At 62.9% G+C, this 13,232-nt stretch carries 10 protein-coding genes and 1 pseudogene; 6 read left to right on the forward strand and 5 right to left on the reverse strand.

Translation table 11 applies throughout. The features are described from left to right. Positions 1-59 precede the first annotated feature (59 nt). The 4 genes from GA0061105_RS13570 (at position 60) to GA0061105_RS13585 (ending at position 4,529) form a co-directional block, all read left to right on the forward strand. The gene (locus tag GA0061105_RS13570; protein WP_092750666.1) at positions 60-347 is read left to right on the forward strand and encodes a XapX domain-containing protein; all 288 of its coding nucleotides are present in this window, start codon (positions 60-62) and stop codon (positions 345-347) included. Beyond that, positions 347-2,329, forward strand: coding sequence for an amidohydrolase (locus GA0061105_RS13575; RefSeq protein WP_092750668.1), 1,983 nt, complete (start codon positions 347-349; stop codon positions 2,327-2,329). The genes GA0061105_RS13570 and GA0061105_RS13575 overlap by 1 nt, the downstream gene beginning before the upstream one ends. 161 nt (positions 2,330-2,490) lie before the next feature. Further along, entirely contained in the window at positions 2,491-2,934 is a 444-nt protein-coding gene (locus tag GA0061105_RS13580; RefSeq protein ID WP_092750670.1) for a DoxX family protein, read from the forward strand. Then, positions 2,931-4,529, forward strand: a complete 1,599-nt coding sequence (locus GA0061105_RS13585) for an MFS transporter (RefSeq protein WP_092750672.1) — start codon at positions 2,931-2,933, stop codon at positions 4,527-4,529. The genes GA0061105_RS13580 and GA0061105_RS13585 overlap by 4 nt, the downstream gene beginning before the upstream one ends. A gap of 96 nt (positions 4,530-4,625) precedes the next feature. On the opposite strand, the gene GA0061105_RS13590 is transcribed toward GA0061105_RS13585, so the two are convergent. Next, positions 4,626-5,264, reverse strand: a complete 639-nt coding sequence (locus GA0061105_RS13590) for a hypothetical protein (RefSeq protein WP_208601649.1) — start codon at positions 5,262-5,264, stop codon at positions 4,626-4,628. 75 nt (positions 5,265-5,339) lie between these two features. Between GA0061105_RS13590 and GA0061105_RS13595 the strand changes: the two are divergent. Together GA0061105_RS13595 and GA0061105_RS13600 are read left to right on the forward strand one after the other, a co-directional pair. Continuing rightward, positions 5,340-5,600: pseudogene (locus GA0061105_RS13595) on the forward strand (integrase core domain-containing protein); the annotation flags it as partial. Positions 5,601-5,788: 188 nt separating this feature from the next. Next, positions 5,789-8,815 (forward strand): alpha-mannosidase, encoded by a 3,027-nt coding sequence (locus tag GA0061105_RS13600; protein WP_092750674.1) that lies wholly within the window; start codon positions 5,789-5,791, stop codon positions 8,813-8,815. A 124-nt stretch (positions 8,816-8,939) separates the two neighbouring features. Here the strand turns inward: GA0061105_RS13600 and GA0061105_RS13605 are convergent, their stop codons facing one another. From GA0061105_RS13605 to GA0061105_RS13620, 4 genes are read right to left on the reverse strand one after another with little or no spacing between them, the layout of a single operon-like run. Next, a complete protein-coding gene (locus GA0061105_RS13605) occupies positions 8,940-9,854 on the reverse strand; it encodes an SMP-30/gluconolactonase/LRE family protein (protein ID WP_092750676.1) in 915 nt (304 codons plus the stop codon). Between the two features lie 14 nt (positions 9,855-9,868). Then, a complete protein-coding gene (locus GA0061105_RS13610; protein ID WP_092750677.1) occupies positions 9,869-10,819 on the reverse strand; it encodes an ABC transporter permease in 951 nt (316 codons plus the stop codon). Continuing rightward, the gene (locus GA0061105_RS13615; RefSeq protein ID WP_092750678.1) at positions 10,816-11,766 is read right to left on the reverse strand and encodes an ABC transporter permease; all 951 of its coding nucleotides are present in this window, start codon (positions 11,764-11,766) and stop codon (positions 10,816-10,818) included. The genes GA0061105_RS13610 and GA0061105_RS13615 overlap by 4 nt, the downstream gene beginning before the upstream one ends. Then, entirely contained in the window at positions 11,763-13,214 is a 1,452-nt protein-coding gene (locus tag GA0061105_RS13620; protein ID WP_092750680.1) for a sugar ABC transporter ATP-binding protein, read from the reverse strand. The genes GA0061105_RS13615 and GA0061105_RS13620 overlap by 4 nt, the downstream gene beginning before the upstream one ends. Positions 13,215-13,232 lie beyond the last annotated feature (18 nt).

Raw genomic sequence — 13,232 nt, forward strand, 5'->3', positions numbered from 1 at the left:
CTGATCAGGCCGCTCCGATAACCCCTCGGAGCGGTCCTTCCGCAATTGGAGAACATCCCATGAAACTCTATCTCCTATCGCTTGGCGCTGGCCTGCTCGTCGGTATCGTCTACGGCCTGCTCAACGTCCGATCACCAGCGCCGCCTGTCATTGCTCTGATCGGCCTTCTCGGAATCCTTGTCGGCGAACAGATCATTCCGTTCGCAAAGACGCTTTGGAAAAGCGAGCCGGCGGCCATCTCATGGCTTCATCAGATCAAGCCGCACATGTTCGGTCACCTGCCGAAGGGTGGCGATGACATCAACATTGCTCGTCAGGCAGATGCGACTGTAGAGGAGAGGGGCTGATGACGACGCGTCGATCCTTTCTCGGAGGTGCATCGAGCCTGGCGTTTTCGAACCTCTTCTCACCAGCGAAAGCTGCCGATCCCAACCAGACCGGAGTAGACATCATGCATCCCGACCTGATCCTCCACAATGGCCGCGTGACGACCCTTGACCGGACCAATCCGAATGCGACTGCGATCGCAATAAAGGACGGGTTGTTTCTGGAGGTCGGATCCAACAGCGAGATCATGGCGCTGGCTGGTCCCAGCACTGAGATCATCGACCTCAAGGGCAAGCGCGTTCTTCCCGGCCTGATAGACAACCATACCCACGTCGTTCGCGGTGGTCTCAACTACAACATGGAACTGCGCTGGGACGGCGTGCGCTCGCTCGCCGACGCGATGGACATGCTGAAGCGCCAGGTGGCGATCACGCCCGCGCCGCAGTGGGTTCGCGTCGTCGGCGGGTTCACGGAACATCAGTTCGCCGAAAAGCGGCTGCCCACTCTCGATGAGATCAACGCTGTCGCGCCTGACACACCCGTGTTCCTTCTGCACCTCTATGATCGTGCGCTGCTCAACGGTGCGGCTCTCCGCGCTGTCGGCTACACCCGTGACACCGCGAACCCGCCCGGAGGCGAGATCACCCGCGATGCCAACGGCAATCCTACCGGTATGCTGCTGGCGAAGCCGAATGCAGGCATTCTCTATTCGACGCTTGCCAAGGGGCCCAAGCTTCCGCTGGACTACCAGGTCAATTCGACCCGCCACTTCATGCGCGAGTTGAACCGCCTTGGCGTGACAGGTGTGATCGACGCGGGTGGTGGTTTCCAGAACTATCCTGACGACTATGAGGTCATCCAGAAGCTGTCCGACGAGAACCAGATGACGGTTCGGCTGGCCTACAATCTCTTCACCCAGAAGCCGAAGGAAGAGAAGCAGGACTTCCTGAAATGGACCCAGTCGGTCAAATACAAGCAGGGTAACGACTACTTCCGGCACAATGGTGCGGGCGAGATGCTTGTGTTCTCGGCCGCCGACTTCGAGGATTTCCGCCAGCCCCGTCCGGAGATGGCTCCGGAAATGGAAGGTGAGTTGGAAGATGTCGTCCGCATCCTGGCGGAAAACCGTTGGCCGTGGCGTCTGCACGCCACCTATGACGAGACGATCTCCCGTGCCCTCGACGTGTTCGAGAAGGTTGACAAGGACATTCCACTCGAAGGTTTGAACTGGTTCTTCGACCATGCCGAGACTATCTCGGATCGCTCGATCGACCGTATCGCCGCCCTCGGCGGTGGCATCGCCACACAGCACCGTATGGCATATCAGGGCGAATACTTCGTTGAGCGCTACGGGCACGGCGTGGCGGAAGCGACACCGCCGATCAGGAAGATGCTCGACAAGGGCGTGAACGTCTCGGCCGGCACCGATGCCACCCGCGTCGCCTCATATAATCCGTGGGTCTCGATTTCGTGGATGGTAACTGGCAAGACCGTCGGCGGCATGCAGCTCTATCCGCGCACCAATTGCCTCGACCGCGAGACGGCGCTCAGGATGTGGACCGAGAAAGTGACCTGGTTCTCCAACGAGGAAGGCAAGAAAGGCCGCATCGAGCAGGGTCAGTTCGCTGATCTCGTGGTGCCGGACAAGGATTTCTTCTCCTGCGCCGAGGACGAGATCTCCTTCGTTGTTTCGGAACTGACAATGGTCGGCGGCAAGATCGTCTACGGCGCGGGCGACTTCAAAGCGCTCGATGAGAACGACATCCCGCCCGCGATGCCCGACTGGTCGCCTGTCCGCAAGTTCGGCGGTTACGCGGCATGGGGTGAAACGGAAGGGGCAGGCGCTCGTTCGCTGCGCCGCACCGCGATCTCTACCTGCGGATGTGCGAGCAATTGCGGCGTGCACGGCCATGACCATGCCGGAGCCTGGACATCCAAGCTCCCGATTGCCGACCTCAAGGGATTCTTCGGCGCTCTCGGCTGCTCCTGCTGGGCGGTCTGACGAAGACTTAGCTCGGGTGCCGACCGGCACCCGGGCGTCACTTCATAATTGCCGATTTTGCAATTAAATAGAAACTATTGCTGCAATTGTTGGCAATGCGGTAAGCAGCCAATATCGCTCCATCGAACGCAGCCGCTCGCGGCGAACATACAGGAGCAGATATGACCTACCAATCTCATCTATCCAACCCAATCCGGAGCGGCGTGGCACGCGTCGTCAGATCGCCTGTCGTGCGGACGGCGTCGCTGATGGGTCTTTGCGCGGCCTACATTCAAGGCCCACTCACCAAGATCTTCGACTTCAGCGGTGCCCTGAGCGAGATAGAACACTTCGGTCTTCACCCAGCCTCCTTCTTCGCAGTCGCCGTCATCGTATTCGAGCTGACGGCCTCCGCCATGGTTATCTCGGGCTTCCTGCGCTGGGCGGGCGCGCTGGCGCTGGCTGGCTTCACGCTTCTAGCGACCCTCATCGCCCTCCGCTTCTGGGAAATGGCGCCTGGGATGGACCGCATGATGGCCACCAATGCCTTCTTTGAGCACCTCGGCCTGTCGGGCGCATTCGTGTTCGTTGCAGCATTTGACCTCACAAAGGGAGCAGGCAAATGAGCGCCGCAAAGTCATCCGCGGGAGCCTTCGCGCCGCTTGCACAGCCCGTGTTCGCTGTCCTCTGGATCGCCACCGTTATCGGCAACACCGGAAGCTTCATGCGCGATGTCGCAAGCTCCTGGTTGATGACGGATCTGTCCGCATCGCCGGCCGCGGTCGCCATGGTCCAGGCTGCCGGAACCCTGCCGATCTTCCTGCTTGCCATCCCCGCAGGCGTTCTCACCGACATCCTCGACCGCCGCAAGTTCCTGATTGCCGTCCAGGTGCTACTCGCCTCTGTCAGCATCGCGCTGATGGTTCTCTCGCAGACAGGCATGCTTTCGGTCAGCGCGCTGATCGGCCTGACCTTTTTCGGCGGCATTGGCGCCGCATTGATGGGACCGACATGGCAGGCAATTGTGCCGGAACTGGTGAAGCGCGAGGACGTGAAGAGCGCGGTGGCGCTCAACTCGCTCGGCATCAACATCGCCCGCTCCATCGGGCCTGCTGCGGGTGGCCTCCTTCTCGCAGCCTTTGGAGCCGGGATCACCTATGGCGCGGACGTGGCCAGCTATATCGTCGTGATCGCAGCTCTTGTCTGGTGGCCGCGGACAAAGAACTCCAACGATGCGCTTCAGGAGAAATTCTTCGGTGCGTTCCGGGCCGGACTTCGCTACACCCGCTCGAGCGAGCCACTGCACGTCGTGCTTCTGCGGGCCGCGATCTTCTTTGCCTTCGCCAGCGCGGTCTGGGCTCTTCTTCCGCTCGTTGCCCGACAACTCCTCGGTGGTGATGCCAGCTTCTATGGCATCCTGCTTGGTGCGGTAGGTGCCGGTGCGATCGGGGGAGCCTTGGTGATGCCGAAGCTGCGTGAACGCTTGAGCTCCGACGGACTGCTTCTCGGCGCCGCGCTTGTCACAGCAGCCGTCATGGGAGTCCTGTCACTTGCGCCGCCGAAGATCATCGCCATCGTGGTCCTTCTTTTCCTCGGGGGAGCATGGATCACCGCCCTGACTACACTCAACGGGGCAGCGCAGGCCGTTCTTCCGAACTGGGTGCGTGGTCGTGGTCTTGCCGTCTATCTGACCGTCTTCAACGGTGCGATGACTGCCGGAAGTCTCGGCTGGGGTGCAGTCGGCGAAGCTGTCGGCCTCCAGTCCACCTTGCTCATTGGAGCGGCCGGCCTGCTCATCGCCGGGTTCATCATGCACCGCGTGAAGCTTCCCGCAGGCGATGCCGACCTTGTGCCGTCCAACCACTGGCCTGAGCCGCTCGTTGCCGAGCCAGTTGCTCATGATCGTGGCCCAGTTCTCATCCTGATCGAATACAAGGTCGAGAAGCAGCACCGCACAGCCTTCCTGCACGCTCTCGACCATCTTTCCATGGAACGTCGCCGCGACGGTGCCTACGGATGGGGTGTCACTGAGGACTCGGCGGACCCTGAGAAGATCGTCGAGTGGTTCATGGTGGAATCCTGGGCTGAACATCTTCGCCAGCACAAGCGGGTCTCGAACGCCGACGCCGATCTGCAGGGGAAGGTTCTGGCTTACCATGTCGGTCCTGAGAAGCCCGTCGTCCGGCACTTCCTGACAATCAACCGACCGGCAGCCGCGTGACACGGGAAATAGGGGTGGCAGCTACGGCTGCCGCCTCCAGATCCTCTGGCGCTAGGTAAGTCCTGCGGTAATTTGCCGATGCGAACGCCGCCAATCCTACCGCAGCAGGCCTTCGCTCCCGAACTCGTCCCAACCGCTCAGCCCGGTCGCGGGGTCGTCATTGTTCTCATCAGCTTGTTTGGCTTTTTCTTGTTTTTTCAGTGAACGCGACAGCTTCGCCTGATAGGCGGCGCGTCTCCTGTTTTCGGCTTTCACCACCGCGTCTTGCTCGCGCCATTCGTCCACGGCCCCGCGATCGAGCAGATCCTCTACGACCCGTGGATCAAATACATGGAAGGTGATCCGTCGCGCTCGGCCTTGAAGCCGGACGGTCCTCGTTCCAGCACTCGGAAGACGTCCATCCTCCAGCCAACGCTTCCTTTCAGAAGCCGTAATCCCCAGGATGTCCTCTATCTCACGAGGGATGATCGGAAGGTCCGAGATACCCCGCAGCGCTTCGGAGACAATCGACGAGGTCGCGCGAAACGCTGTCTTCGACGTCTCCGGCATGACGAGGGCAAGCTCGCCCGACTGCATATCCAGCGACTTTCTGACCGCCGGGGGCAGGCGGGACCGGATCTCCTGCAGAATTCCCTTCACCCTGACAGCCGATCCGAGCGTCGCCTGCACGGGGAGTGACCACTCCCTGATCAGCTCGGGATCATCGCTCTTCGTTGTCTTCTTCATCTTGGGCATACCGGAGCAGATGGGATCGGAAGGGGCAAGCGTCAACGGCTGCCTGTACGACGCCCCGTCTTTTGCCCTTTGCCCATCCGAGGCGAGTTCTCGAATGAAACTCTCTTCTCGTCACTGACCCAAGCTCGATCAGCGCTCTCAAACTGGCGCGGCGATTACAACGATCATCGACCGCACTCTGGACTCGGCTGGGTGATACCTGCCGAGTTCGCTCAGACAATCAACCCGCGACGTGATGCGGTGCTTCGCAGCCGAAATGGCTCCGCACCGCAACCCGCCGCTACCGCCCCGAATACAGCAATCCAACACCGCTGGAGCGAACTCAAAACTGGATAGAAGCTGAGGCAAGGTCACGTCTATCCGGAAGCTTTCCTCCCTTGACTGGAAATCAAAGTTACTTAATCTAAGGGGCGGCAGGACCCGTTGGGAGGAGGGCCGGCATTCGCGATATCTATCGCATTATCTTCATCTCCCAAAACCATGATTCCCGATCGCACGCTGCCGATTTTTCAACAGGATAAGCCATGCCGCTCACCATTGCTCAACGCCTCGACAGTCTGAAGGTCCGTATCGCCGAGCTCGCGCACTGGCGGGACCGGTATAGCAGCCAGATCGACGGCTGGACCTTCGAGGGCGAGCCGATCGCCCATCACCAGGACTGGCCGCATCGACAAGGCGTGGTGCATTTTGCCGCGAGCGCCGAAGCGCCTGCGAACTGGCCGCTCGAAGATATCCGCCTGCAGCTCGATCTCGGCGGCGAGAGCCTGATCACGCTGAGCTATCCCGCTGGCGGGAGCGAAACATTCGGTCTCGATCCCTATCATCAGGAATTCCCGGTGAAGGGCCGTCGCTTCTCGATTGCGACGGAAAGCGTCGCCCGCTTTCCCTTCGGCGAGCCGAACCGAGCGCCTCGGCTCAACAAGGCCCGGCTGATCTGGCTCGACGGTCCCGTCCATCGCCTGCATCTTCTCCTGAAGCAGATCGCCGAGGCGATCGGTGTGCTCGGCGAGCATGAGGTCGTGCCGCATCTGGTCGGCGCCGCCGAGCAGGCCTTGCGCAGCCTCGACTGGCCGTCGGATACGGCGGCTTACATCTCCCGCACCGCTGATGCCGTCATGCAGCAGAAGATCTGGGAGCTGCCGGAACTTGCAGCCGACCCCGCAGGTCTTTCCGACGAGCAGAGCGCTTCGGCCGCCGCCGCCTTCGAGGCCCTGGCGGAGCGGCTGAAGGAACTGCAGAAGCGCTTCCCACCAAATGGCGAACTGGTGCTGACCGGCCATGCCCATATCGATCTTGCCTGGCTTTGGCCCTATCGCGAGACGCGGCGCAAGATGCGGCGTACCTTCAACACGGCGCTGTCGCTGATGGAGCGCTCAGAGGATTTTCGCTTCAACCAATCGACCGCCCATTATTACGCGCAGATCGAAGAGGAAGATCCGGAGCTTCTCGATCGCATCAAGCGGAAGGTCGCGGAAGGAAAGTGGGAAACCGTGGGTGGCATGTGGGTCGAGCCCGACACCAACATGCCGACCGGCGAAAGCCTCGTCCGCCAGGTGCTTTATGGCCAGCGCTATTTCGAAAAGACTTTTGGCGCGCGCCATACCGTCTGCTGGCTGCCGGATTGCTTCGGCTTCTCCGGCGCGCTGCCGCAGATCCTGAAACAGGGCGGCATCGACAGCTTCTTTACCATCAAGGTCAACTGGAGCGAGACCAACCACATTCCTTCCGACCTTTTCTGGTGGAAGGGCCTCGACGGCAGCCAGGTGCTGACCCACACTTTCGACAATCCGATGCAGGGCTATAACGGCTTCGTGCAGCCCGATTGCTACCTGCCGACATGGAAGAATTTCCGCGGCAAAGTGCAACATCACGCCTCGCTTCTCGCCGTCGGTTACGGCGACGGCGGCGGCGGTGTCACACCGGAGATGGTCGAGCGCGAAGTGCAACTGCGCGATTTTCCCGCCATTCCGCAGGCGCGCTGGGGGACCGTCAAGGGCTTCTACGAGCAGGCGCATCGCAGCGCTGGGGAGAGGAAGCTTCCCGTCTGGGACGGCGAAATCTATCTCGAATTGCACCGTGCGACGCTAACGACGCAAAGCGGCGTCAAGCGCAAGCACCGCCAGGCAGAACGCGCGCTGATCACCGCCGAAACTCTCGCTTCGCTTGTTCATCTGCTCGGTGCCGAAAAGCCGCGGAGCCTCGAAGCGGATTGGCGCGTGGTGCTGAAGAACGAGTTCCACGACATCCTGCCGGGTTCCAGCATCCGCGAGGTTTATCAGGACGCGGAGCAGGAGCTCGGCGGCGTCATCGACCATGCCAAGGCCGAGCAGGCGAAGTCATTGCAGGCGCTGTCGGTCAATCTGCCGAAGGGCGGGGTCGCTGATGCCCTCATCGTCGTCAATCCGTCGCTTGCGTCTCGGCCGGTAAGCGCGACACTTGCCGACGGCACGGTGCTCGCGGCCGCCGATATCGTCGCTCCCTTGTCGGTCGCCGTCTTCGACAGGCGGGCGCTGAAACCAGCGGGCGGGCTGAAAGCCGGCTCCGATCGCCTCGAAAACGATCATCTCGCGGTCGTCATCGGCAAGGACGGAGCCGTCGCCAGCCTCATCCACAAGGCAAGCGGCCGCGAAGCGGTCGATGGCTCCGCCAACCAGCTCTGGGTCTATCCGGCCGACAAGCCGCGCAATTGGGATGCCTGGGACGTCGACGCCGATTACGCCGAAAAGGCCGTCCGCCTCGAAGCGCCCCAAAGCATCAGCCTCGTCGAAAGCGGCCCGCATCGCGCGGCGATCCGCGTCGTCCACCGCTACCGGCATTCGAGCGTCACGCAGACCTATGTGCTGACCGCTAACGGCAAGCGGCTCGACATCGAAACGACGATCGACTGGCACGACCGCCGCACCCTGCTGCGCACCGTCAGCCCGGTCGACGTGCAGGCACGCAAGGCGACCTTCGAATGCGCTTTCGGCGTGGTCGAGCGGGCGACGCATACGAACACCTCCTGGGAACAGGCGATGTTCGAAGCCGTCGCCCATCGCTTCGTCGATCTCAGCGAGCCGGGCTTCGGCGTGGCTCTGCTCAACAATGCCAAATACGGGCACAGCGCCCGCGGCAATGTGATCGGCATGAGCCTGGTGCGCGGACCGGTCTATCCGGATCCGCTGGCCGATGAGGGCGAACAGAGCTTCACCTATGCATTGATGCCGCATGACGGCGCCTGGCATGAAGGCGGCGTGCTCGACGAGGCGATCGATCTCAACCAGCCGCTTATCACGGCGGAAGCCAGCGGCCTCTCCGCCGGCACTTTCGCGCCGCTTGCCGTAGACGGCATTCCCGTCGCCTTCTCTGGCCTGAAGGCGGCGGAAGAGGGCGAGGGCCTGATCCTGCGCCTCTACGAGCCCGCCGGCCGCCGCGGCCGCCTTTCCATCGGCCTGCCTTCGGGATGGACGGCATCGGAGCCGCTGACCATTCTCGAAGAGCCGATGGACCGGAAGGGTCCCGCCGACATCATGCCGTTCGAGGTCCGGACCTGGAGGCTGGAAAAGGTCTGACGCCCGATTTACCAGATGACGCACCGCCGCTTCGATGCGGCGGGGCGTTCACCCGTGAAGCCTCGACGGCTCCGCATAACTGGTCCAGCAAATGTAAGGATCCATGAATGCGGCTATCACCGGCTCACGGCCTTTGGGCGCCGGTCGCGGCAACGTAGACGGAATAGAGCGAGCGCGTGGCGGCGATGAACAGACGGTTGCGTCCGGGGCCGCCGAAGGTGAGGTTGGCGACGGTCTGAGGGACGCGGATCTTGCCGATCAGCTTGCCGGCCGGATCGAAGCAGTGCACGCCATCACCGGCACTGGACCAAAGGTTGCCCTGCACGTCAGTCCGGATGCCGTCCGGGATGCCGTTGTCGATAAGACAGAAGACGCGACCGTTCGCAAGCCTGCCGCCGTCGACGACGTCGAAGGCGCGAATGTGACGCGGCAGGCTTTCATCGTGGCTTGCCGCCGAATCCGCGACATAGAGGATCGTCTCGTCAGGCGAGAAGGCAAGGCCGTTCGGCTGGATGAAATCCGTGACGACAGCGGTTAGCTCGCCGGTCGCCGGGTCGAGCCGGTAGACGTTGCGCGTCGCCTGCTCGGGCTCGGACTGGTATCCTTCGTAGTTCGACATGATGCCGTAGGTAGGATCGGTAAACCAGATCGTGCCGTCCGATTTCACCACGACGTCGTTCGGCGAGTTGAGCCGCGCGCCCTCGAAGCGGTCGGCGAGCACGGTGATCGAGCCGTCGATCTCGGTGCGTGTGACGCGGCGCCCGCCATGTTCGCAGGAGATGAGCCGGCCCTGCCGGTCTCGCGTGTGGCCGTTGGTGAAGTTGGAGGGCTGCCGGTAGACGGAGACGCCGTCCTCGGGCGTCCACCGCAGCATGCGCTGATTGGGAATGTCGCTCCACAGAAGCTGGTTGGCATCGTTGAACCAGACGGGACCTTCCGCCCAGCGGCAGTCGGAATGGAGTTCGTCAAGCCCGGCGCTGGTGACGATCAACTGCCGGAAGCGCGGGTCGTGAATTTCGTAGATGCTGGCCTCGGCCATGGCGGTCTTCCCGATTATCGCATGCCGGCCCGGCGACCGCCGGCAAGCATGATGACGCTGATGATGATGAGGCCGGTCATGATGAGGCGGATGCCCGCACCGAGCCCATAGGTATTGAGCATGGAAACGACCAGGAACATGAATAGCGACGCGCCCCAGATGCCCGGCACGTTGGAATCGCCGCCGGCCACGGCCGTGCCGCCGATCACGACGACGGCGATCGAGGTCAGCAGATATTCCGAGCCCATATTCAGCGCCGCGCCACCGGAGAAGCAGGCGAGCAGGTAGCCAGCGACGGATGCGAGCATGGCGCAGAACAGGTAGGTGACGAAACGCGTGCCGTCGACCGGGATGCCGGCCATGCGCGCGGCCGGCATGCTCTGGCCGATCGCCGAAATCCAGCGCCCGTAGATCGTCTTCTCGAGCAGGAACCAGGCCAGCAGCGAGATGAGGAACGCGACGATTGCGACGTTCGGCACACCGAGCGTGTTGGTGGTGGTGAACTCCGCAAGCATGCTCGGCGGCTTGATGCGCAAGCCGCGGTTCGTCCAGATCGCCGCGGACTGCACGATGAAGCTCACGGAAAGCGTGGCGATGATCGGCGGAATGCGTAGAGCCTTGATGAGCGCGTAGTTGCCGAGGCCAACGACGAGGCCGATGAGGACGGCGACAAGAAGCCCGGGGAGAATCATCCCGTTTTCGACGTTCATCAGCTTCAGCGCCACCGTACCGGCAAGCGTCATGGTGGCGGGAACCGACAGATCAATATTGCCGGGACCGAGGGTGATGACGAACATCTGGCCGATGCCGACGATCACAGAGAAGGCCGCGAAGGTGAGTGATGCCTGCGACAGGCCGACCGTGCTGGCGCCGAGCGTCACCATGATCGTCAGGAACCAGACGACGAAGGCGGCAAGCCATGACCAGATCCAGGGTTTGCCGAGGAGGCTGAGGAGGGGAGTCATCGGCGGCGTTTCTCCCGTTTCTCCAGGCGGTTCAGCATCAGGCGAAGCGCGAGCACGATGATCAGGATCGCGCCTTGGGCTCCGATCTGCCAATCGGGCGAGATGCGCAGGAAGGACAGGAACGAGCCGGCAAGCGTCAGCGTCAGCGCGCCGATGACGGCGCCGACAGGGGAAACGCGCCCGCCGATGAATTCGCCGCCGCCGAGGATCACGCCGGCGATCGACAGCAGCGTGTAGCGCAGCGCGATATTCGCATCCGCAGACGTCGTCAGACCGACGAGGGCGATGCCCGCAAGCACCGCGAAAAGGCCGGCCAGGCCATAGGCGGCGGCGCGGGCGGCGACGATCGACCACCCGGCCCGCTCGACCGAGCGCTGGTTGCCGCCGATTCCGCGGATCAGCACGCCGAGCGAGGAGCGCATGACGAGAAGATGAGCGACGGCGGCGATGACGATGCTGGCGACGATCGCCATCGGCGCCAGCGGCGGCTTGACGGTCATCAGAGAGCGCACCCAGTCCGGCGCCTGCCCGCCCGGCGCCGGCAGCAGCAGTACGGCAAGGCCGCCCCAGACGAAGCTCATGCCGAGAGTGACGACGATGGACGGCAGGTCTCGCAGATAGATGATGACGCCGAGGCCCGCATAGGCTGCAATCGCCCCCGCAAGGATCAGGACGCCGATTACGGGATCATCGCGCAGAAAGGTCGCGCTCACGCAGGCGACGAAGCTGACGAAGGTGCCCATCGACAGATCGAGATCGTTCACCGCCATGACAAGCATCTGGGCGACCGTCGCGAGCGCGATCGGCACAGCCAGGTTGAACAGCAGGTTGAGCCCGACATAGCTCATGGCGCGCGGCTGCAGCCAGAAGACGGCAGCGAGCAGCAGGGTCAACGACAAAGCGGGAATGGCAAGACGCATGGCGTCGGACGAGAGCCGGAACGTCATGCGGCCACCCCCTCGAAGGAGGCGGCGATGATATTGCTCTCGCTGACGGCGTCGCCGGCGAGTTCGGCCGTGATACGGCCTTCGCGGAAGACGTAGACACGGTCGCAGAGACGAACCTCGTCCATTTCCGTGGAATACCAGATGAAGGTGCGGCCGCGCGAAGCTTCGTCGCGGATGATGGCGTAGACCTCCTGCTTGGTCCCGACATCGACGCCGCGCATCGGATCATCCATCAGGACGACGGGCGCGCGCGTGGCAAGGGCGCGGGCGAAGAGCACTTTCTGCTGGTTGCCGCCGGAAAGCGACAAGATTTGGTTTGCCATGTCGGGCGTGCGGATTTCGATCCGCCGCTTCCAGTCGGCGCCCCTGGCCTCCTCTTTATCAGCGAGAATGAGGCCGCGCCGCGACAGGTCACCGAGCGAGGCGACCGAGAAGTTGCGCAGAATGCTCCAGAGTTCGAAGACGCCGTTGAGGCGGCGGTCGCCGGCGACGAAGGTGACGAGCGGGTCGCGCTCGGGCAGCCAGTTGCCAGACTGGGCCGCATGCAGCGCGAGCAGGAGTTCGGTCTGCCCGTGGCCGGCCAACCCCGCCAATCCGATGATCTCACCCTTGCGGGCGGAAAACGGACGGCCCGCCGTCTGATGGGACAGCACGAGAGGAGCGGTGGATTGCGCGCGCGCCGGCCGCTGGCCCTCCTCCTCCTTCGCAACGGTGCCCATCGCCTCAACCAGACCATGATGGTCGAATCCATCGGCCGGACGTTCGGCCACAACGCGGCCGTCCTTCATGACGACGATGCGGTCGGAGGTTTCGAGAATCTCGTGCAGGATATGCGAGATGAAGATGACGGAGCCGCCAGCGGCGACGAAGCGGCGGACATGGTCGAGCATCTGCCGGGCGAGGCTCGCATCGAGCGACGAGGTCGGTTCGTCGAGAATCACCAGCCGCGGCGTTATGCCGGCGTCGGAAAAGGCCATGGCGATTTCGACCATCTGCCGCTCGGCGATCGAGAGATCGCCGACGGCCCGGCCGCTGTCGATGCCGTGGCCGGGAAAGACAGCATCTAGGCTCTTTTCGATGATTCTTGCGGCGCGCCTGCGCCAGCCGAAGCCGCCGAGATCGCGGTGCATGATGCGGGTGTTCTCGACGATGGAGAGATTGGGGCAGAGCGAAAGCTCCTGGAAGACGCAACGCACGCCGCGGGCCCGCGCCGCATTGATGCCGTAGCGCTCCAGCCGCTCGCCGTCGCTGGCGACACTTCCTTCATGGGGTGTGAGGCCGCCATTGATGACGCCGACGATGGTGGATTTGCCGGCTCCATTGTGTCCTACGAGCCCGACGCATTCGCCCGGCATGACGCGCAGGGTGACGCCGTCAAGCGCCCTGACCGCCCCGAAGCTCACCTTGGCGCTGTCGACGGCGATCACCGCCTCGAAAACCTCGTTCATGCTGCCCGCCACACCTGC

Origin of the sequence: Rhizobium aethiopicum (assembly GCF_900094625.1) — a bacterium.
Classification (GTDB): domain Bacteria; phylum Pseudomonadota; class Alphaproteobacteria; order Rhizobiales; family Rhizobiaceae; genus Rhizobium; species Rhizobium aethiopicum.